This window comes from Algivirga pacifica (assembly GCF_039543525.1).
Lineage (GTDB): Bacteria > Bacteroidota > Bacteroidia > Cytophagales > Flammeovirgaceae > Algivirga > Algivirga pacifica.
In genome coordinates this window covers 20619-41492 of sequence record NZ_BAABJX010000042.1, presented here as the reverse complement: position 1 = coordinate 41492, position 20874 = coordinate 20619, and the positions used below count along the sequence as shown (strand labels likewise).

General features: G+C 39.4%; 20 protein-coding genes. 9 read left to right on the top strand and 11 right to left on the bottom strand.

The genetic code is table 11. The annotated features are described in order from the left end of the window. Window positions 1–318 precede the first annotated feature (318 nt). Entirely contained in the window at window positions 319–3459 is a 3141-nt protein-coding gene (locus tag ABD985_RS13845; protein WP_345372682.1) for a TonB-dependent receptor plug domain-containing protein, read from the top strand. A gap of 260 nt (window positions 3460–3719) precedes the next feature. Here the strand turns inward: ABD985_RS13845 and ABD985_RS13840 are convergent, their stop codons facing one another. Then, window positions 3720–4463 (bottom strand): hypothetical protein, encoded by a 744-nt coding sequence (locus ABD985_RS13840; RefSeq protein ID WP_345372680.1) that lies wholly within the window; start codon window positions 4461–4463, stop codon window positions 3720–3722. 218 nt (window positions 4464–4681) lie between these two features. Here ABD985_RS13840 and ABD985_RS13835 point away from each other — a divergent pair, with 218 nt between their 5' ends. Further along, a complete protein-coding gene (locus ABD985_RS13835; protein ID WP_345372679.1) occupies window positions 4682–5419 on the top strand; it encodes a hypothetical protein in 738 nt (245 codons plus the stop codon). Between the two features lie 159 nt (window positions 5420–5578). Here the strand turns inward: ABD985_RS13835 and ABD985_RS13830 are convergent, their stop codons facing one another. Beyond that, on the bottom strand, window positions 5579–6154 hold the full coding sequence (locus ABD985_RS13830; protein WP_345372677.1) for a T9SS type A sorting domain-containing protein: 576 nt from the start codon (window positions 6152–6154) through the stop codon (window positions 5579–5581). A 171-nt stretch (window positions 6155–6325) separates the two neighbouring features. Between ABD985_RS13830 and ABD985_RS13825 the strand changes: the two genes are divergently transcribed. The 7 genes from ABD985_RS13825 (at window position 6326) to ABD985_RS13795 (ending at window position 10082) form a co-directional block, all read left to right on the top strand. Further along, a complete protein-coding gene (locus tag ABD985_RS13825; RefSeq protein ID WP_345372675.1) occupies window positions 6326–6514 on the top strand; it encodes a DUF5958 family protein in 189 nt (62 codons plus the stop codon). 7 nt (window positions 6515–6521) lie between these two features. Next, the gene (locus tag ABD985_RS13820; RefSeq protein ID WP_345372673.1) at window positions 6522–6707 is read left to right on the top strand and encodes a DUF5958 family protein; all 186 of its coding nucleotides are present in this window, start codon (window positions 6522–6524) and stop codon (window positions 6705–6707) included. 27 nt (window positions 6708–6734) lie between these two features. Then, window positions 6735–7283 carry a hypothetical protein gene (locus ABD985_RS13815; protein WP_345372672.1) on the top strand — a complete coding sequence of 183 codons (549 nt, stop codon included), beginning with the start codon at window positions 6735–6737 and terminating at the stop codon, window positions 7281–7283. A 5-nt stretch (window positions 7284–7288) separates the two neighbouring features. Continuing rightward, window positions 7289–7882, top strand: a complete 594-nt coding sequence (locus ABD985_RS13810; protein ID WP_345372670.1) for a hypothetical protein — start codon at window positions 7289–7291, stop codon at window positions 7880–7882. Between the two features lie 75 nt (window positions 7883–7957). Further along, complete coding sequence (locus ABD985_RS13805) at window positions 7958–8530, top strand: Crp/Fnr family transcriptional regulator (protein WP_345372668.1); 573 nt, start codon at window positions 7958–7960, stop codon at window positions 8528–8530. An 83-nt stretch (window positions 8531–8613) separates the two neighbouring features. Continuing rightward, window positions 8614–9330 (top strand): sterol desaturase family protein, encoded by a 717-nt coding sequence (locus tag ABD985_RS13800; protein ID WP_345372666.1) that lies wholly within the window; start codon window positions 8614–8616, stop codon window positions 9328–9330. Window positions 9331–9392: 62 nt separating this feature from the next. Further along, window positions 9393–10082, top strand: coding sequence for an alpha/beta fold hydrolase (locus tag ABD985_RS13795; RefSeq protein WP_345372663.1), 690 nt, complete (start codon window positions 9393–9395; stop codon window positions 10080–10082). 72 nt (window positions 10083–10154) lie between these two features. On the opposite strand, the gene ABD985_RS13790 is transcribed toward ABD985_RS13795, so the two are convergent. The 9 genes from ABD985_RS13790 to ABD985_RS13750 all read right to left on the bottom strand — a co-directional run bounded on the left by ABD985_RS13790 (window position 10155) and on the right by ABD985_RS13750 (window position 20859). Then, entirely contained in the window at window positions 10155–12077 is a 1923-nt protein-coding gene (locus ABD985_RS13790) for an ABC-F family ATP-binding cassette domain-containing protein (RefSeq protein WP_345372661.1), read from the bottom strand. 321 nt (window positions 12078–12398) lie between these two features. After that, the gene (locus ABD985_RS13785) at window positions 12399–13010 is read right to left on the bottom strand and encodes a fumarylacetoacetate hydrolase family protein (protein WP_345372659.1); all 612 of its coding nucleotides are present in this window, start codon (window positions 13008–13010) and stop codon (window positions 12399–12401) included. Between the two features lie 116 nt (window positions 13011–13126). Next, window positions 13127–13312: a hypothetical protein gene (locus ABD985_RS13780; protein WP_345372657.1), complete on the bottom strand. Its 186-nt coding sequence runs from the start codon at window positions 13310–13312 to the stop codon at window positions 13127–13129. A gap of 201 nt (window positions 13313–13513) precedes the next feature. Then, window positions 13514–14683, bottom strand: coding sequence for a glycosyltransferase family 2 protein (locus tag ABD985_RS13775; RefSeq protein ID WP_345372655.1), 1170 nt, complete (start codon window positions 14681–14683; stop codon window positions 13514–13516). Window positions 14684–14741: 58 nt separating this feature from the next. Then, window positions 14742–15632, bottom strand: a complete 891-nt coding sequence (locus tag ABD985_RS13770; protein WP_345372653.1) for a glycosyltransferase family 2 protein — start codon at window positions 15630–15632, stop codon at window positions 14742–14744. A gap of 147 nt (window positions 15633–15779) precedes the next feature. Further along, window positions 15780–16991 carry a glycosyltransferase gene (locus ABD985_RS13765; RefSeq protein WP_345372652.1) on the bottom strand — a complete coding sequence of 404 codons (1212 nt, stop codon included), beginning with the start codon at window positions 16989–16991 and terminating at the stop codon, window positions 15780–15782. 66 nt (window positions 16992–17057) lie between these two features. After that, the gene (locus tag ABD985_RS13760) at window positions 17058–18032 is read right to left on the bottom strand and encodes a glycosyltransferase family 2 protein (protein ID WP_345372650.1); all 975 of its coding nucleotides are present in this window, start codon (window positions 18030–18032) and stop codon (window positions 17058–17060) included. A gap of 66 nt (window positions 18033–18098) precedes the next feature. After that, entirely contained in the window at window positions 18099–19433 is a 1335-nt protein-coding gene (locus tag ABD985_RS13755; protein ID WP_345372648.1) for a lipopolysaccharide biosynthesis protein, read from the bottom strand. Beyond that, entirely contained in the window at window positions 19420–20859 is a 1440-nt protein-coding gene (locus tag ABD985_RS13750) for an O-antigen ligase family protein (protein WP_345372646.1), read from the bottom strand. Before ABD985_RS13750 ends, ABD985_RS13755 begins: the two co-directional genes overlap by 14 nt. Window positions 20860–20874 lie beyond the last annotated feature (15 nt).

Here is a 20874-nt window from a genome sequence, read left to right as displayed (position 1 = left end):
ATTTATTTTAAGACAATAAATAACAACCTACACATTAATTACAAAATAGTATATCATCCGCTTTGGTTATGAGACAAAATGATTAGTACGATTAATCTAAAAACACAATACATTAACACAATAACACCATTAATAAAATTAGAATAATCCTATTATCTATAGTGTACAGAAGACACTTAATTAAATCCCTCTCAAATCACCCTTAATAACACAACCTTCTACAAAACAATATTTTAACTATTTTTTTGATACTATTTAAAAGCCTACGTTTGTGCCTTAATAAACTACAAACACTTCTAATCTTAAATTTACTTTAAAATGCACGTTAGAATTTTACAATTCACACTTGTAGTACTGGGCTTTGTGTATTTCACCAGTGCAACTGCTGTGGCACAAAATACCACTGCAGCTATGAATGGCGTTGTTACTGATCGCGCAGGCGAACCACTTCCAGGTGCAACAGTAATCGCTGTCCACGGACCTTCCGGAACACAATACGGAATTTCCACGCTTTTTGATGGCAGCTATACGCTAAGAGGTATGAGAGTTGGAGGCCCTTACCAGATCTCCATCTCCTTCATCGGTTACCAAAAACTGGAGCTTAGTGGCATCTTCCTTAAACTGGGAGAATCTAAGAAGCTAAACGTTACGCTGGCAGAAGATGCTGTGAACATGGATGAGGTTGAAGTTACCGCCAATGCAAGTGCGGACATCAACTCAGAAAGAACAGGAGCAGCGACTAGCGTTTCTAGTGAGCAGCTTAAGGCACTTCCTACAATCAGCCGTTCTACTTCAGACTTCACACGTCTGACACCTCAATCGAACGGAAACTCTTTCGGTGGTAGAAACAATCTTTACAACAACTTCTCCCTTGACGGATCTGTATTCAACAACTCTTTTGGGTTGGATGTAGCGACTCCAGGTGGACAAGCTGGTGCTCAGCCTGTATCCTTGGATGCTATTGAGCAAGTACAGGTATCTCTTGCACCATTTGACGTAAGAGAAGGTGGATTTACAGGAGCTGGTGTAAACGCTGTCACTAAATCAGGTACCAATGAATTCAAAGGTACGGTTTACACATTCGGTAGAAATGAAAACATGATCGGTAATAAGGTAGCAGGTCAGCAAATTGACAACCTGGATTACTTTACGCACCAAACTGGTTTCTCTTTGGGTGGCCCGATCGTAAAAAATAAATTGTTCTTCTTCGTGAATGCGGAGGCAGAAAGAGCGAATGAAAGAGCACATGGCTTTGTTGCCAACCGTGGCGAAGAAGTAGGCGGAAACGTTACTTCTGTAAGCTATGACGATATCATGGCGGTGAAAAACCACTTGATGAATGAGTGGGGGTACGATGCTGGTGAGTTTGAGAACTACAACCACCAGAAATCAAACGATAAGCTATTGGTGAAGTTGGACTGGAACATCAACAAAGACCACAACTTCTCTATTCGTTACAACCACCTGAGTGCATGGAAAGATATCCTTCCTCACCCGGAAGCAATCATTGGTAGAGGTCCAACGCCTTACCGTTTGCCATTCTCGAACTCATCATACAAAACGAACAGTGTGATTAACTCATGGATGGGTGAATTGAACTCTCGTTTTGGCAACAAAGCGTCGAACAAATTACAAATCGGATACTCGAACTTCCACGATTTCCGTACTCCATGGTCTGAGCCATTCCCGGTAATCGATATCTTCGATACAAATGGACAGTTGGCAATTACAGCTGGTTCTGAGATCTTCTCAACCAACAACGTAGTTACACAGGATGTATTCCAGTTCAGAGATGATTTCACATACTATACGGCGAAGCATACCTTTACTGCAGGTACAAACATCGAGATCTTCAAGTTTGACAACTCGTTTAACCTGTTCTACTATCCATGGCATATGTTCTTCTCTCTTGAGGACTTCCTGAACACGACAAAAGCAGACATGGACTTTAATGCACAGGTTACTGAGGCTCAGAAAAACGATTACTTCTGGTCTGAGCTAGATGTAGCACAAGCGGCATTCTATGTACAGGATGAGTTCCAGGTAACGGACAACTTCAAGCTAACAATGGGGGTAAGAATGGATATTCCAATCTACCTAAGCGAAGTAGCTTACGATTCAACAACAGCGGAATTTGACGGATGGGTAGATGCAGACGGAAAACCTGCTAATGTAGATCCATCGACCTTCCCTAAGGCAAGACCACTATGGTCTCCAAGAGTTGGTTTCAACTGGGATATCACGGGTGATCAGCGCAAGCAATTGAGAGGTGGTTCAGGTATCTTTACCGGGCGTATCCCATTTGTATGGTTGGGTAACCAAGCAACAAACTACAAAATTGATCCAGGATATACGTTCCAGGTGAACGACACAGAGGATGATTTCAAGTTCCCTCAGGTATGGAAAACAAACCTAGCCTATGATCACTCATTCGGTAAAGGATGGTTTGCTTCCCTGGAAGGTATCTTCTCAAGAGACTTGAATGCCGTAGTACACAGAAACTACAACATACTGGCTCCTTCAGAGAATGCAGAAGGTACAGGTGATAACAGACCTATCTTCGGTGGATTTGATGAGACTAACATCTACTCTGGTTCTGAAGGTTCTATTGGTTTCCTTGATGCAGGAGCAATCGTATTGGAGAACGTAGACAAGGGCTACCAGTATTCATTGACTGCACAAGTGAAGAAGCAATTCCTATTCGGATTGAACATCATGGGTGCTTACACCTTCCAGGAGTCTAAGGACTTTACTTCTATCCCTGCAGAGATCGCTGCGGATGCATTCCAGCGTAACCCTCAGGTAATGGGTCCTAACAACTCTCAGTTTGCGCACTCAAGATACGGTCTTCGTCACCGTTTCATCACTTCTGTAGACTACAGAAAAGAATATGCTGGTGGAAAACTAGCGACATCTATCGCATTATTCGGTGAAGTAGCCAAAGGTAACAGATACTCTTATACGTATGTAGGAGATATGAACAGAGATGGTATTGCGACGAACAACGACCTGATCTACGTTCCTGCAGACCAAAATGATATCGTCTTTGCAGATCCTACTACGGCAGACGCACAATGGACAGCATTGGATGCATTTATTGAGCAAGACCCTTACCTAAGCACAAGAAGAGGTGAGTATGCAGACAGAAACGGTGCAATGCTTCCTTGGTATACACAGTTTGATATCAGAATGCTTCAGGACTATAACTTCACGGTGGCAGGAAGAAAGAATACGCTTCAGTTGTCATTGGATATCCTGAACTTCGGGAATATGCTGAACTCAAACTGGGGTGTAAGACAACTTCCAACCACTACTTCTCCAATCAACTTCGAAGGATACCAGGACGGAACAAATGTTCCTATGTTCTCTTTCGATACCAACCTGAAGGAATCGTTCACTAACGACGTATCAATTATGTCGAAGTGGCAGATGCAGGTAGGAGCTCGTTGGATCTTCTAATTGAGATAGAATTATGTTTATCGCTCATCGGTTATTGTTTATAACCGATGAGCGATTACGTAACATCTCTAAACCATATATATACCGTAGACTACGACAAGGAATAGTCTACGAAAAGCCTTACTGCATGATGTAGCAAGGCTTTTTTGTGTATAGATTTATCCATCGCATTTCGTATAGTGACGGATTGAAATCCGCCCCTATGTGATGTCACCCTTTCAGGGTTTTCACGGTATAACACCAAAGTAATCCATTTACTCTCAATCCTCTACCTCCTCAAAAAAAACGATATCAAGATCCTCCTTAATCACCTCATTGTCTTCTTGTAAACGGTATTCCTTTATCCCCTCGATACTTTTCATCATTTGCTCATAATAATGTTCGTGAACCGCTAAGGCATCCGGGCAAAAAGGTTGATCCTTTTCCAACTGCCCTAACAAAGCAGTGAGGGCAGTATCGTTTTGTGTACTGCTCTTTACTAATGTTTCAGAAGCAAAACATTGTACTCTGAAATCTTTTATAACTCCCAACTCCTCATTAAAATACAACTCTCTGGTACTATTAGGGGAGGAAACCCCACAAAATGAAGGCCACGAACGTTTCTGAATGAACTTTATTACTTCCACAAGCCTTCCCTCTACCTTATATACACGGTTTTCTCCATACCGATAATTTATCGTATCACAAGCTGCTCCATCAATCTTCAAATATTCTAAAAACTGCCGATTCAAGGGATTAAATTCAAGGATACGTTGATATCTCGAATCTCCTTGTTTTTGATAATTGTACTTCTTTTCCCCCTTTATTGTAACTGTTTTTCGCAAAATCTGGGGCATATACATATTACGCTCAGGAACTCCCGTCAGTTCTGAAAATATGGAAACCGTATCATACGTTACCGTTACATTTGAAGCAATGGGTGTTGGCAACTCCGCTTCAGGTTCCATCCATTGGCAGGAGCAAATCGAAATAAGAAGCAATAGAGAAAAATGGACTCGTTTCATATTGATAGTTTTTGATAGAGGTTGTGAATATTTTACATATCATTTACTCTATAAATACGAGACTACTGGTTGGTTACAGAATTCAATCACTTTGCTCTGTTTAATAGAAAAAAGAAAAACCTTTTTCGGTACACTTAGATTCAAGTATCTTTGCACTCCATATTATAATCTTACGATTAATATACTACTTACTTTTTATCTTAAGTTCAATGACAAATATGAAACCATTCTTTTACCTATTTATGATACTTCTTGCTCCTTTGAGTACTTTAGGACAGGACCACTCGATCAAGGTTTACCTAAAAAGTGGAGCTATAATGGAAACGAATTACATTGAAATCAATAATAATGTAACTATTAGCCGTGGAGAACATATTGTCTTACATAAACCCAAAGGAAGCGCTATTCCTATTTCAGCTATTGAGCATATTGAGGGATTTGACTCAAAGCTAAACAAAGAGCGTTACATTAAAGTCGTCAAGACAGGTACTAGAGAGATTTTTTCTGAAAGGAGTTTTCAAAGCAAAGAGCTTTCTATCTTCCAAACCAGAGTATATTACTCCCACTATAATTGGGGTATTTCACAGAATACTTACTCAGATGATTGGTATAGATATAGTATAGGTGACAATCAGATCAAAAAAGCCAATTACTTAAACCTGAAGAGAGATCTTAAAAAAAGCCAGGAATCTATGCAATTTCTCAAAAGGGGAAATGAGTATAGAATACTCGAACTTGGGCTTATGGCTGCAGGGACATTAATGCTTACAGGAGGAATTGTTAAGTCCATACAAAATAGCTCTGAAAACAGCGAAAATAGCATTCCATCTGAGGGTACAAGCTTTGAAGCTCCACATTGGACTGTATTTACTGGAGCTATCTGCTTTCCTATAGCGCACTTCTATGCCAGAAAACGTAAAAAGGATTACTTCATAAAAGCATTGAAGAGTTATTAAGAGCATGGTACACAGTGCAATTTGATAAAATTATAGCTACTGTACATGAAATCACCTTCATGTATTTTCACACATTCTGGACATACCTTTGGTATGTCCTTACGCTATTTTCAAGTAAAAGAAGGTGGAAAAAACACATCATACCCAGTAGTCAGTATATTACTGTTTCAGTAGCCTATGCTTTTCAATACCGTCTTTTGTCTTCACGAATAGTATATATACACCACGTTCTAATGATTCAATATTTTGTGTAAAAACAGATACTCCTTTTCCCTCATATGTTGCTGAAAGCGTTCCATTTTCACGGATAAGGATCACATTTTCTATAGGCTGATCACTCTTGATATTGAACTCCTTTTGGGTAGGGTTAGGATATACAGTGAGTGAGGAGGCTGGAATGTTTGAAGTCGTTTCTTCTTTTGATTTTGATTGTTTTGTTGTAATCAGAATCACACCTGCAGCACCACTAGATCCACATAAAGCAATAGCTGTTTCATTTTTTAATACAGTGATTGATTCAATCTGCTCAGGGTGTATAACAGATGATAAAGTATCATAAGGAGTAAATACCCCGTCAATAATTAATAGTGGATTACTATCTGGAGCTTTAGTACTATAACAGTTCCTGACTTTAAGCTCAGCAGTTGGTTGATTTTTTTCCTTTGGATTTTCCTGAGCAACAATTGAGGTGATACTCAAAGTACTTAAAGCGGTAAAAAATAGAAGGGTTTTCATTTTTAAAGCATCAATGATAAAACAGTATTTATAGCGAAAGCCATCCTTAATTTACTGATAATTTTCATTTTATATCAAAATTAAATCTATTTTGACATACAACTTAAGGAAGTTATAAAAGAGAAAAGCATAAACAACGTGATCATAAAACGTAAATAAATTTCATTGACAATGACTGCTATAGATATAACTATCAACAAATATGCTCAAGGTAAACTTCCCTATGCAGATATCATGAATTGGTTTGACACTTTTAGCTTATCTGAACAAAAAGTAATCATTGAAAAATTAGCCTTTTTTATTCAGCAAGCTCACCCTACCGAAGACTTAATATATCAAGGTAAAAGTAGCCCCCATTAAAGATACCATGACTCCTGTTGTACTCTTTAAAACGCAAACATTGAATAATGCCCTAAGAAAAATAGAAACGCTTGCTGCTAATGAGATGAGGAAATCCTTTATTATCATGCTAAGTATCTTTAAGACTGCTGATAGCTACAGAAGAAAAACAGCATGTCACCACGGCTGTACCCATGAGTGGCATAACCTATAAATCAAATACATTCAAACGATCTACACTATGAACTCACAAATCACGAAAACCACTTTTTGCATCCTTGCTGGCTTAGGATTAATACTAGGCCTAACGGTTCATATTATCTCATTACTTGGCATCTATATCGGAGACAGTATTCCTTTTGTTTGGATGCTACACCTTGGAATTTTTGTCGTTTGGGTACCTGCTGTTCTCCTACTCAAGGACAACCCTGAGTTACAACAACTCAATGCCAGCAAAAATAAGAATCCATTGAAGTTTTATGGTATACTTTTTAAAAATGCGCCTAAACCTGTGATGGTTATTTCTTTGTTCTTCTTCGCCTATGCCATGATTAACTTTTTCCTTTTTATGCAGAGTGGAGGCGGTGGTGTTCCTTCCATTATCGATGGGAAATACGTCATCAATAATCATGGTAATATTATCAAAGAATTGACTGAAGCTGAATTCTTTAAGATGAAGGCCAATGAAATTCGTGGATTTTCTGGACACTGGATTGCTTTTTATAGTTTATCCATGGGCATCTTATGGCCAAAAGCACAGGTAAACAACTCATCAAATAAAGTAGCCTGAAGCGTATGAGAAGAAACATCAGAGGGTTTTCTAAAAAGCAGAGAAAACAGCTACAGGTAGAGAAAACCCATCGTATCCAACAAGAACATAAGCGTGATCGAATTCGAAAGATTATTGGGGGAATTATGATCGGTAGCTCTACGTTTATGATACCCTTTGGGAATGTATACTTTGGATCTACGTTTATTGAGCTCTATAAAATTATTCTTATGGGCCTTGCGGTATTCCTGTTAGTCCTTTGGGCGATGACAAAAAGCGTTATTTTCCCATCGGCCTTTTTTAAGAACAAGCTGCTTACTCCTGCATTTTTTGCCCTTACTTTTTGCTTTGGCTTTTTAATGCTTAATACAGAGGTTCCTTTTTCCGAGAAGGTCTACTATGAACAGCATACGATTTTGGATAGAGGTGAGGGAATTAGAAGCAAAGGAGGCTCTTGTAAACCACCTTTTGTAACTATACTGCGCAATGGGATTGAGAAGACACTGGACTTCAGGTGTCCTGACAATGCTAATGTCTGGGATAAATCTTATTTAAATATTAAAGTACAGAGAGGATGCCTTGGTTTTGATGTTGTCGTTTCTAAAAAGCTTATAAGGTAACTATGCACTGATTCTGTCGTATTACAGCAATAGAGTCTACTTATTACAATTAATATCCATCTGATCATTCTATACATGCACTCAGAACTATTTTTTGCACTAAACCAATTTGCTACACTAAGTCCAGAGGACGAAAAATTCATCGCTGAAAGCTTTACTTTTCGCACTTTAGAAAAAGGTGACTTCTTTTTAAGGGAAGGAACTGTCTGTAAATATGTTGGCTTTCTGAAGAAGGGTCTGGTCCGGTATTTTGTCCTAAAAAATGAAGAAGAATCTACATTCGAATTTACGAAAGAAGGGGAATTTATCTCTGATTATTCCAGCTTTAACCGACAAACAAAATCTGTTCAGAATATAGAAGCGATTGAGGATTGTGAATTGCTAGTGGTTGATTACGAAAAGCTTCAAACCATTTTCAATACTATTCCTAATGGAAATTATATCGGTCGACATATTATTGAACACCGTTTTGACATTATGGTCAATCAATTGCTGGCAGTGTATATGCAAAACAGCGAGCAACGATATCAGAAGTTCATTGCAGAATATGCTGATTTGACACAAAGAATCCCTCAGTACCTAATTGCTTCCTATGTAGGCGTACAACCTCCCTCATTAAGCAGAATCCGAAAACGATTATCTAGATGATCTTTCTTAACCTGGGTTAACCGAACTTAGTCCCTAAGGGGGCTACCTTTACTATTATGTTCCACTAAATGCATGATAGACAAATGTTAACCGTTATATTAATTATTTTTGGATTTTGCTTTCTACTAGAAAGAATACACCCAGGATGGAAATTACCAGAAGTCCCTACCTGGACGATCAGAGTCTTAGGGGTAAATTTTATTCAACTTGCGATTGTAATCCTTGCCGGCATCTCTTGGGAGAAATGGTTATCTACTGATTCCCTTTTCAATTTATCTACAGTGACTAATCCCTACCTCGGTGGTGTCATTGCCTATATAATTGCCACTTTTGTCTTTTACTGGTGGCACAGATGGAGACATACTGTTGATTTCTTGTGGACAAGATTTCATCAAATCCACCACAGTCCCCAAAGACTGGAAGTAATCACTTCATTTTATAAACACCCTTTAGAAATGACAGCCAACTCCATCATAGGAAGTTTACTGGTTTACACATTTCTAGGATTAAGTGTAGAAGCAGGAGCCATTTATACCTTATGTACAGCACTGGGTGAGTTCTTTTATCATACGAATGTCAAAACCCCTCAGTGGGTTGGCTATATTTTTCAACGTCCTGAAATGCATAGGATTCATCACGAGTACAATAAACACACGAACAATTATGGTGACATTGTCTGGTGGGATATGCTATTCGGAACTTACGAAAACCCCAAAGAATTTAACACCTCCTGTGGATTTGACAATGAAAAAGAACAAAGGCTTCTTGATATGCTTCGATTTAGGGATGTTCATAAATAGATTGTAATCCTTTCCCCTATACCCTAACTTTGCCGACCACATCACTAATCACATAGCATTCGATGAACAGAGCGGATATTGAACAAAGTAACAAAGGCAATCTAAGCGACTTACAAGGGCATAAAAACTTATTGGTCTCCTTTGGAGGGGTATCACAGGGATTAGGGGTTCCTGTTTTCGAGTTTTTCAACTCGATTGCGGATATTCCTTGCGATAAGATTTTTCTGAGGGATTTTCATCAGGCTTGGTATCAGAAAGGAGTGGATGAGGAGCTGAATCATGTGGATAAAGTGATTACCTATCTTCAGGATATCATCTCCACTCACTCTTACGAAAGGGTCTGCTTCATTGGAAACTCTATGGGAGGATATGCTGCCTTGTTATTTGGCAGTATCTTGAACGTCGATCAGGTTATTGCCTTTGCTCCTCAAACGTTTATTGATAAATGGCATCGGTTCTTGTATAGGGATCGAAGATGGAAAAAAGAACTTGCGGAGGTCTATACTTTTGAAGGGCAAAAAAAGATGTTTTTTGACTTGAAAAAATACCTTAGTGAGCATCGCTCATCTACGACTCAGTTAAGTATTTATTATGCGCATAAGCATCGACTGGATAGAGGACATGCCAAAAGACTGAAAAGCATTCCTAACGTAGTATTACATCCGGTAAAAGAAGGAGGGCATGAGGTGGTGAAGGCTATTAGGAATAAGGGAGAGTTGAAAGCAATTATTAGAGGGTGTTTTGAAGCGTAATGGGAAGTACCTGTTTAACGCTTATCAGTTATCGTTTATGTGCTATAAACGATAACCGATAAGCAATAAACCTTATTCTTGTTCTTGCATTTCTTCCAGCTTTTCAGCGAGCTCTTCCCAATCCTGATGCAATTGCTCCAGCTCTTGCTTTAGGGCTTCATAGCCTTTGGTCAATTGCGCCATCTTTTCCGGATCTTCGTACAAAGATGGATCGGCCAATTGTGCCTCCAGTTCTTCCAACTCCTCTTCTTTCTCCATCACTTTCTCTTCCGTCTGTTCCAAAGCCTTTTCAGCTTTTTTCAGCTCTCTCTGGAATGCTTTTCGATCTGCATCTGAACGTTGTTTTTTCTCTGACTTCTTAGGCTTCTCTACTGCTTGTTCCTCTTGTTCCGCCAGCATTTTCTGCTCCATGAACAAACAATATTCATCGTAATTCCCTAAGAACTCCTTCACAATATCATTCTCAATATACCAGATCTTGTTGGCAATGTGAGAGATAAAATGTCTGTCGTGAGAAACCACCACATAGGTTCCTTCATACGCCTGCAATGCTTGTATCAATACATTGACGGACTGTATATCCAAGTGGTTGGTAGGCTCATCGAGCATTAGAAAGTTTGCTTGCTCAATCAAGGTTTTGGCTAAGGCCACTCGAGACTTTTCACCACCAGACAGTACTTTTACTTTCTTGTAAACATCCTCTCCTCTAAATAGGAACGCCCCAAGAATCGAACGTAATTCCTGCTCTGTCTTTTCAGAACCCGATTGCTTCAATTCATCTAATACCTCATTGGTCAAGGTAAGCGCCTCCAACTGGTGCTGTGCATAAAAAGCGGTAATCACGTTGTGTCCCAACTTACTTTCCCCTTGCTGGATAGGCTCTGTCCCTGCAATCACTCTCAACATGGTCGACTTACCCTTTCCATTGGCTCCGATAAAGGCAATCTTATCCCCTCTCATAATCTTGAGAGTAGAATCCTTGAAGATAAGGTTCTCACCATAAGCCTTGGTGACATTCACTAACTCTGATACCACTTTTCCTGATTCCTGCTGGAAAGTAAAATCCAGGTCAAACTCAGGATTATCGTCCTGCACTTCGTCTACCAGGTCCATCTTCTCCAACATTTTCACTTTGGACTGCACCTGTCTTGCCTTGGTAGCCTTAGCACGGAAACGCGTAATAAACTGTTCGGTTTGTTTGATTTTTTGCTGCTGGTTCTCAAACGCATTTTGCTGCACCTCCATACGTTGTGCACGCTCCTTCAAGAAAAAGCTGTAGTTTCCAGAGTACTGTATCAATTTCCCTCCGGATACCTCTACAATAATATTCACTGTGCGATCCAAGAATTCTCTATCGTGAGAGACAATCAACACCGCTCCATCATATTTGGAGATATACTGCTCCAACCACTGAATGGAAGGTAAATCAAGGTGGTTGGTAGGCTCATCGAGCATCAGTACTGAAGGCTTTTGCAAAAGCAATTTTGCCAACATCACACGCATACGCCACCCCCCGGAAAAGCTTCTCAATGGACGATCAAGTTCTTCTGTTGTAAAGCCCAGACCTTCCAGAATCTCCTCTGTTTTTGCCTTTACGGCATATCCATCCAAACGCTCCAACTGCTCTTGTAATGCGGCCAGCTTACTAACATGTTCCTCCTGATAGTTCGTCTCCATTTCTTTTAGCAGAAGATCGATCCTCTCTTGTACCTGCAGCACTTCCTCAAACGCTTGCATGGCAACATTCAAGATACTCTCATCGGTATCGTAAGACAGCATATCCTGATTCAGGAAACCTACTGTACAGTCATTTGGTTTGGAGATTGTGCCCTCATCAGGAGTCAAGTCTCCATAAATCAACTTCAATAAAGTCGTTTTCCCTGCTCCATTATACCCGATCAAGCCGATCCTGTTTTTTGGTTTGATATGCAAGGAAGCCTCCTTATACATAATACGGCTACCGAAATAAAATGAAAGGTTTTGTATTGCCAGCATGATGTTTTTCTTCTCTAATCAAAGTCATATACTTACTCGTATATGACCATTTATTTTCTGTCAAGCTCTTCGTTTCTGATGGATGCATTTGCTCAGTTGAGGCGGCTTGCGCCGCTGGTTGAGTGGCACTGCGTGCCGTTGAATGGAGCTTCGCTCCGTTGAGCCTTTACATGGTGTAGGCTTCATACGTTGAGATTTTGCAATACTGCCCCTTCTCAACAGCCCGAAGGGCTACTCAACGGCACGCAGTGCCACTCAACCAGCGGCGTAAGCCGCCTCAACTGTCAGTTTTCAACCTTAATATAGTGCATCCCTACGGGTTTACTTTATATCAAAATCCAGGAATTTTTCTCCTTCGATATGTCCTTCCAATCGATCTCCTACTTTGATCTCTCCTACTCCTTTAGGGGTACCGGTAAAGATAATATCACCTTTTCTTAAGGTAATAAACTGAGAAATGTAACAGATGATTTCCTCAAAGTCCCATAGCATCAGGCTTGTATTGCCTTCTTGCTTTACTTCTCCATTGACTTTAAGATCGAAGTTGATGTTTTTAAGGTCTGCAAACTTTTCTTTTTCAACAAAGTGAGAGACAGGTGCAGAACCATTGAATCCTTTCGCCAATGCCCAAGGTAAACCTTTTGCTTTAGCTTTAGCCTGTAGATCTCTAGCGGTAAAATCTACTCCCAATCCAATGGCATCGTAATAGCGGTGAGCGAATTTAGGACTAATGTATTTTCCTTCTTTACAGATTCTCAGAAGCACTTCTACCTCATAGTGAATTTCCTTTGTAAAGTCAGGATAATAAAAAGGGGTATTATTTTTTAGTAGCGCTGTATCCGGTTTTGTAAAAATCACCGGCTCATCAGGACGCTCATTATTTAACTCAGCAATATGATCTGCATAGTTTCTACCAATCGCAAGAATCTTCATACCTTCTCTATCTTTTGTCTAAAAATTAATGACAAATATAGAAAAAGTTTAAGGATGAAGGACAAAGGTAATCCTCCTTTATCCCTCCTCCTTCATATTTTTAATATCATCCTGCTCTAAAGGCTTTTTTTTTTCACGATTGTAGAATACCCTTTAGGAGTAATCATACTATTAAACATATGATTGATTCCTTCGATACTTCCTTTCAATACTCTACGTCCAAAAAAGAAGTAAAGGCTAAAAATAATAACCAGCGTGAATAATTCTTTTCCCTCAATGGAGAAATATAACGATTCAGACATTTGCTTGTTTGTTAATTGATTTTCACCGCAAATATACAAGATTTATGTTCAAAAAGTGATAGTTAAAAAAAATGTGCACGCAATTCACTATTCTTGACCTCACCCCATCACCGATTAAAGGGAGGATATTATCACCGTACGCAGGGTTTAGCACAAAAAAAGGAATCGTTTTCACGATTCCCTAATATATATAAATGATTATCAGCTAAGTCTGCGTTCTGCTTTTTCCCAGATCACTGTCTGTTTTCCCCTGAGCAACCTCAATAATCCAAGATAAACACTATAGTTCATCATAAAGAAATAATAAGGGATGAAGAAGATCTTGTAGCGTATCTTATGATTGGATATCAACCAGCCTACAGTAACTAGACTATAGAACAATAGCTGTCCCAACAATAATACATTGTATACCCCTCCCTGATCCATCGCCAACCATATATTTGTAAATAACAAAACAGCCAAGGACAATGGTGCTAAGGTCCAACGAATAGCCCGATGAGATACGTACTGAAAAGACAGCATGCCATACTTAAAGATATTCAGTAGAGGGAATAGCATAAATACGGCCTGCAAACCTCCCGCTGATATTCTGACTTTTCTTTTCAATTCCTCTTTTACGGACACAGAAGCAGTCTCCACCGCATAGGCATCGGGTTCATACACAAACTTGTACCCTGCCATTGCGATTTTTAGTGACATGTAAAAATCTTCAATCAGAATTGCTGTACTCACGTTTTCGTATAGCTCGGTACGAATCGAGAATAATTCACCTGCCGCACCAACCACACTGTTTAGCTCAGAATCCCATTTCTTAAGCGTAGACTCATATCGCCAATAAAATCCTTCTCCTGCACCACTGGCATTGTCTTCGTCCAGCTTCATAATTCTTTTCTCACCAGCTACGCCTCCCACTCGCTCATCTTGATAATGACGCACAATATTCACAATGGCATCTTGATTCAATAGTGTATTCGCGTCACAATAAATAGTAATAGGACTAGTAACAAAAGGCATCACTCGGTTAACCGCAGCAATTTTACCAGCTCGTCCATCCTGATGGTAAAGCATAATATCCGAATATTGAGCAATAATATCCTGCGTGCTATCGGTTGAACCATCTGTCACAAACAACAGCTTGAGCTTATCTTTGGGATAATTAAGCTCAAAGCAATTTCTGATTTTCTCCCGGATAAAGTCTTCTTCATTGTAAGCCGCTACCACCATGGTTACTTCGGGGTAGTCACTTAGTTTTGGAGGTTGTTTTTTGCCAAAGAGCATACGTTTAGCCTTGACCAGTAGTCCCAACAGCACACCATATCCCAGGTAAGCGTAAAGCACAACGGCCAGTCCTGTCCAAAATAAATATTCCATAGCTGATTGTTTTTAATGATAGTTATTGTTTCTGGGTTCTGAATAATACAGTGATGTATTATTTTATCGTTGGTGATTTGACCGCATCAAAGGTTCCATCCAATAGCGCCTTTAGGTTGGTCATACGCACCATAAATAGGTACTTAATCATTTCTTTAGGTAATACCACCGAGAAAAAGTATCCCTTGAATAAGCGATACTCCTGCTTACTAAAATTCCTTTTCATGAATAGAATTCTATTTCTCGTATGGTAGTAAGTTTTTAGTGGACTCATCTTTCCTGTTGCCACCGACTCCTTATGAAAAACAAAAGCCTCTCCTACATACTTAATTTTATAACCGGCTTTTTGGATCTGTGCACTCCAATCTAGCTCTTCATAATAAAGGAAGAAATCCTCACTCATTAAGCCCACCTTTTCTATCACAGCCCGGGAGATCATCATCGCCGCTCCATGTACGGAATAAGTCTCCCTGGTCTCATCATATTCCGACGTATTGAACTGATTTTTCCCTATTGCCATATTCCTTCCTGTAATAGGGTGAATAGAGGAAAAGCCTGCATATTGGATTTTTTCAGGCGTATAGAAATAACGGATCTTAGGACTTGCAGCACCTAGTTGAGGATCTTCAGCAAAAGCCTCAATCAAAGGTTGAATTGTTTTTTCTGTTAGAATGGTATCATTGTTAAGGTAATAAAGGTAATCCCCTTTCGCATGACGACTACCTAAATTATTTCCCCCTGCAAAACCTAGATTTTGTTCACTTCTCAATACAATCACCCCTGGATAGGCCTCTTGATACACAGAAGAATTATCTTGGGTTTCTTCATTGTCTACCACAATGACTTCCAGGTTAGGGTATTTCGTTTTGGGTATTGATTCCAGCATTTTGACCGTTTCTTGTACTTGCTTGTAATTCACGGTCACAATAGAAACTAGAGGATACGACATAATGGGTTACTTTAAGCATATGAATAATAGAAATACATTAACGCTCATTAATATTAGAATTTCTGGAAGATTAATGAAAAAAGGCTTGACGTATACCATGTACATATCCTTGAAGAACAGGTAAGATAACCCCCATAAAGTCTGTCGTTATCGATTGACTCTAATTTGTACTTCTTCTCTCAAAAGCTTTCTCCATGTGAGCATACGTTTCTCCCAAGTATTAGAAGCAGCGACAGCTTTACGTTCCGAGATCTTGTCTTCCCCATCAACTGTTAACGCTTCTTGCATTTTTTCCTGAAACTCCTCTTTAGATTCATATAAATACACCACATCCTTAAAAGAAGAGAAGTCTGCAAAGTTACTGACCAATACGGGTTTACCCATTGACAGGTATTCATTGATCTTCAATGGATAAATATGACGGGTATACTCATTGCGGATAAATGGAATGATACACAAATCAGCTCCCTTTATATATGCAGGTACCTTTTCATAATCTTTACGTCCTAAAAAATATACATTCTTATATTTTTTGAGGGCCTCTCCTTTAAATTCCCTCGAATTTTCCGGGCCAGCAAACACAAAATTCACTCCTTCATTTTCCGACACAATATCCTCTAACATAGTATAATCCATCCGTAATCCTATATTACCTAAATACAGCACTCTTGGATAAGGAATAGAAGCCATATCTTCCGGCACCTCTCCTTTGAACTCATCAAACATGCTGAAATCTGCTGCATTTTCGATGGTCATTGCCCTTCTGTTCCATTTTCTAAGGCGTTTTGTGATCGGCTCGGAAGTCCCGATAACAATATCTGCTTGTTTGGCAAAGAGCTCCTCTGCCTGTACACCGTGTCGGGCGATATATCGCTCTCCTGGCATATAATCAACGGAATGATAAATCTTAAGAAGTACCTCCTTGGTCGTATCTACCATCGAATATACAGGATCAAAAGAGTTAAGGTAGACGAATTCGGAAACCGCAAAACGATCCAAAGTCATATTGATGTAATTCCACACCAGTCGATTATTATATGCTCTACACTGGTTATACACACTTCCAGGAGGAAGAAAGTTAATAGAGGGCACTGGCTTTGGAGAGATGATTACCAGGTTAGGTAGATCCTTAAATGGTTTTTCATGATATGTTTGACGATTCCAAAGGGCACGTCTTCTTTCTAGTTGTGCTTCTGCACTTTTATTCAACATATCCTTCCAGGTAAAAGGATGGTCGACATAAAAAACAAGTCGATCCTTCGACAACTCTTTGGCAATCGTAAATGAGGTAGAGGCGTAAGCACCATCCCATCTAGGCATGGCTTGAATTACTACAGCTGGTTCAGCAAATGGGTTCATAGTTGAGTTAGTAAGGGTTAAAAACTACAGTATACAAATTGTTAATCGCAAGGTCAGTTACAGGGGTCAGGAGACTTCTTTGGGCAATACTGGCTTTTGAATACTGACGCCTTGTGTTGTTTTCTTTTGGTATTTGTCTCGATACGTTTTTTCTGCCTCCATAAATGTTGGAATCAAATACAGTAAAGACACCCACCACGAAATATTGATAAATATTCCCTGTAAAAATATCGAGGGTTGTAGGATAAACCGGAATCGTGACTTGAAGATCAAAGGCAAGTGCTTACAAAACATCTTTCCATAGATATTGACCCAAGGATTAACGGCACGCTTCCTTTTATAATCCTGTTTATTCTTATGATAAAGTAAAAACTCTGATTCCAGAATTTTCATTCTTCGTATCAACTTACTTAGCTTTTCCTTTCGAGGAGGATGGATGATCTCCATGGAAGGAATAAACTTCACCGTCCCAAGCTTCTCAAGTCTCCAACCAAGATCTGCATCTTCATTATGTGCATATGGGAAACTCTCATCAAACCCTCCAATATTTAAAAATGCATCTCTTCTGATTGCAACATTGCATGTAGGGAAATCAACACTCCCATGTTGATTATCTATCTGATGGGTCAATGGAGAACACAGATGCTTGTAAGTAGATGTTTTCCCTTGTAAGCCCACTAAAGAATCATCCTCAAACGATTTCATAATATTGGAGATCCAATCTTTAGTGACAATACAATCGTCATCCGTAAAAGCAATAATATCACCTCTGGATATACTTACTCCTACATTTCTGGCTTTCGCGGGACCTTCAGCATGTTTACTGATATATTTCAACTCAGGCCTTTGCTTACACAGCGATTTTACATACTCCACAGATCCATCAACGCAGCCATCCAGTACAACAATTACTTCAAAGGGTACGACTGGGTCCATTTCAATAAAGATGGAGTCTAGCAGTTCAGATAACGAGTCTCTCCTATTATGGGTAGGGATTACGATTGATATTACAGGGTTTTTACTGACAACATTTAAGCTCATCGTCAACGTTTTTTAGGTAGTTAAATCAGTACAGATAATCTATTCTACACCTTGTTATAGGGCGTATTAATTTTTGGTATTTGAGGAGTTTCCCTGACGGCTTCTAACATAAGCCTTGCTAGCTTTATTCCATACTTTTTGATAACTAGTAGGAATCATCAGAAAACAACGTATATAATTAATATTCAATTCTCTATTCATAATTACAGAAGTCCATATAAGGCTTACGAGTTCAGCAACCAAAGGCCCTAGTATTGTACCCCATAAGCCAAATAAACTAATCATTACGTAAGTTGCGATGACATTTACTAAACTCACAACTATTAACAACCAGGTATTTACTTCTGGCTTTCCTATGGCATTGATAGCACTCCCAAATGCATTTCCAAAAGGAGCTGTAATTGCCGACATACAAAGGATCGCCATAATCAAAGGAATAGATCTTTGGTACTCAGGTCCATTGACAATCGGAACTGCAATAGGGGCTATAAAGAAAGCTCCGACAACCACAATCACAAACATCCCCATCAAGGAAGACACGGTATTCTCAAACATATGCTTCACTAGCTTATGTTCTCCCTGATTTGCCGCCTCACAAAACTTAGGAAATAGCAAACTTTGAATCGCACTATTGGGCATAAGTACTAGATGAATATACTTTTGGGCTACACCATAAATGGCTGTATCCGTCATCGTTAATAACCCAGCAGTCAAAAAGACATTAATTCTATTGGTGATATTCCCTGTAAACCCTCTAAGGGCTCCATGTCCTCCATAACGCTTGATTACCTTAATGTGCTCTTCTCTATAATTACTTTTCCACAGTTTCTTTATGCCAATGACACCGATACCATATATTGCTCCCACACTACCAGAAACCGATAATACAAGGACCAAATAATGTACAGGGAGTTCCATCCTATACACTAACAATGTCGATATGACTAAACAAATAAATACCAATACATTTCCCCGGAAAATAACTTCCACTTGGTGTTGTAGTAAGTGTGCGTACACTTGCCAGCGATAAGCTGCCCAAGGAATGGCTCCCAATGGATAGAAAAGTAGGAAGTCATTGATCGATTCTCCCAACCCTAGCAATCCAATGGATAAAAAGATGATACTGATGACAAACTCCAGTACCGTATTGACCGTAAAGCTGAGTTTCATCGCATCATAACGACACTGTTCATCCACTCCACTTCCCGACTTATTCAAAGCCGTTTGTATTACACCTTCTCTAATTCTTGTAATCAAGAAAAAGATGGTTGTAAACAAAATCCATCGTCCCGCATCCTCTGTTGAGTAAAAGCGGGTGACCAAAATAAGTAATCCGACACCTATCATTAGGTCAACCACATTACTCAGTAATGCCCAAATAACTTTTTTAAGTGATAGCATCCTTCTCCCTTTCTTTAGCTCCTAATTTGTTACAGTTGATTGCAAGAGCAATTAAAACCCAGAATAATACATTAAATGGTAACTTACTGATAATATCCTGCGCATACTCCACAACACAAAGCGGTAGGGTACTAGTCAAAATAGCCATCCCTAACCATCGATACTCCCTTTGTTTTATTCCATAATATTGCATGATCGTATTCAATATAATACGCCCCCAAAGCATCAGATATACAATCAATCCTACCCAACCCATCTCTACCGCTACTCGCATATATCCTGAGTCTGGAGGGAAATTAGCCAGAAATGTATTGGGGCTGAATCGCTGCCCCCAAACCCCTGTTGATCCTAATCCACCACCCATAGGGTGACTCAAAATATAAGGAGTAATCAATTCCCTATTCTGTTTTCTCACCAGGTAAGATGCATCCTCCTCTGAGTTAAATGTTGACTGAATCCTTTTGATATGGTAGTTATTGGTCGGAAGGATCATCAATACCCAAAAGCAAGCTCCTCCGATTAATCCAAAGAAGTATAGCTTTGCATTCTTTGCCAGTACTACCATCAACCCTATACCCACTGGAATTACAGCATAAGCGGTCCGTGTTCCTGAGTATACCAAACTTAGCATCATCACGACTCCACCTATGGCATACATTATTTTTTCAAAAGTGTTTCCTTTCACCCAAAACATCATAAAGGACAATACACACCCCACTGCCATAGCTACCCCAAACTGAGATGGAGACCCCAACGTTCCAAAGCACCTCCATCGACCTTGTATGTACACAAGGTGAATCATATCATTCGCCTCCAGAAAGTCCATTTCAAATTTAAAGTATCCGTTAAAATACTGAATCAACCCCCAAGTACCCGAAAGGAACAATAACCACCATAGGTATTTTAAGAGCTGTCGAATAGACTTAAGTGTATTAAACATGCGGTAGGTGACAAAAAACAGCATAATATAACCCACTGCGGGCCTCATCACATAGAACCATGCGGTTCGGGATGCTGCATCTGGGTTCATCAACTCCAACATATGCCAACCTATCCATAGAAATATGGCCCAGGTTAGAGGAGATTTAAAAAAGGTAAACTTTTTTGTATTCAGATCATGAAACAGACAGCTTAAAACCATTAATAAAATGATATAATCCATACCTATACCAACGGGCACTTGTGGCAAGAGCATACGAAATATATTCAGTGTCATACTCACTAATATCAAAGTATACACACCTGTACGAACATATTTCACTAAGATTACAGAAATAGGAACTCCCAATATCCCCGCTACCAATAGATAGGAAACGGACCAATGTGTAACTATAGGTAACACAGCCATCATAAAGGCCAGCAAAGCACTTCCTACAATCCATAGGGATTTACTAAAATCAGGCTTGGACACATTGTAAATAGACATTCTTTATCAATTCAG

What these genes read in the sequence shown, in the direction of transcription:
- ABD985_RS13845 (WP_345372682.1), top strand. Translation starts at nt 319, where the DNA reads ATGCACGTTAGAATTTTACAATTCACACTTGTAGTACTGGGCTTTGTG.
- ABD985_RS13835 (WP_345372679.1), top strand. Translation starts at nt 4,682, where the DNA reads ATGAAACCATTCTTTTACCTATTTATGATACTTCTTGCTCCTTTGAGT.
- ABD985_RS13785 (WP_345372659.1), bottom strand. Translation starts at nt 13,010, where the DNA reads ATGAAGATTCTTGCGATTGGTAGAAACTATGCAGATCATATTGCTGAG.
- ABD985_RS13805 (WP_345372668.1), top strand. Translation starts at nt 7,958, where the DNA reads ATGCACTCAGAACTATTTTTTGCACTAAACCAATTTGCTACACTAAGT.
- ABD985_RS13820 (WP_345372673.1), top strand. Translation starts at nt 6,522, where the DNA reads ATGACTCCTGTTGTACTCTTTAAAACGCAAACATTGAATAATGCCCTA.
- ABD985_RS13825 (WP_345372675.1), top strand. Translation starts at nt 6,326, where the DNA reads ATGACTGCTATAGATATAACTATCAACAAATATGCTCAAGGTAAACTT.
- ABD985_RS13765 (WP_345372652.1), bottom strand. Translation starts at nt 16,991, where the DNA reads ATGAACCCATTTGCTGAACCAGCTGTAGTAATTCAAGCCATGCCTAGA.
- ABD985_RS13755 (WP_345372648.1), bottom strand. Translation starts at nt 19,433, where the DNA reads ATGCTATCACTTAAAAAAGTTATTTGGGCATTACTGAGTAATGTGGTT.
- ABD985_RS13830 (WP_345372677.1), bottom strand. Translation starts at nt 6,154, where the DNA reads ATGAAAACCCTTCTATTTTTTACCGCTTTAAGTACTTTGAGTATCACC.
- ABD985_RS13795 (WP_345372663.1), top strand. Translation starts at nt 9,393, where the DNA reads ATGAACAGAGCGGATATTGAACAAAGTAACAAAGGCAATCTAAGCGAC.
- ABD985_RS13760 (WP_345372650.1), bottom strand. Translation starts at nt 18,032, where the DNA reads ATGAGCTTAAATGTTGTCAGTAAAAACCCTGTAATATCAATCGTAATC.
- ABD985_RS13780 (WP_345372657.1), bottom strand. Translation starts at nt 13,312, where the DNA reads ATGTCTGAATCGTTATATTTCTCCATTGAGGGAAAAGAATTATTCACG.
- ABD985_RS13800 (WP_345372666.1), top strand. Translation starts at nt 8,614, where the DNA reads ATGTTAACCGTTATATTAATTATTTTTGGATTTTGCTTTCTACTAGAA.
- ABD985_RS13790 (WP_345372661.1), bottom strand. Translation starts at nt 12,077, where the DNA reads ATGCTGGCAATACAAAACCTTTCATTTTATTTCGGTAGCCGTATTATG.
- ABD985_RS13770 (WP_345372653.1), bottom strand. Translation starts at nt 15,632, where the DNA reads ATGTCGTATCCTCTAGTTTCTATTGTGACCGTGAATTACAAGCAAGTA.
- ABD985_RS13810 (WP_345372670.1), top strand. Translation starts at nt 7,289, where the DNA reads ATGAGAAGAAACATCAGAGGGTTTTCTAAAAAGCAGAGAAAACAGCTA.
- ABD985_RS13840 (WP_345372680.1), bottom strand. Translation starts at nt 4,463, where the DNA reads ATGAAACGAGTCCATTTTTCTCTATTGCTTCTTATTTCGATTTGCTCC.
- ABD985_RS13750 (WP_345372646.1), bottom strand. Translation starts at nt 20,859, where the DNA reads ATGTCTATTTACAATGTGTCCAAGCCTGATTTTAGTAAATCCCTATGG.
- ABD985_RS13775 (WP_345372655.1), bottom strand. Translation starts at nt 14,683, where the DNA reads ATGGAATATTTATTTTGGACAGGACTGGCCGTTGTGCTTTACGCTTAC.
- ABD985_RS13815 (WP_345372672.1), top strand. Translation starts at nt 6,735, where the DNA reads ATGAACTCACAAATCACGAAAACCACTTTTTGCATCCTTGCTGGCTTA.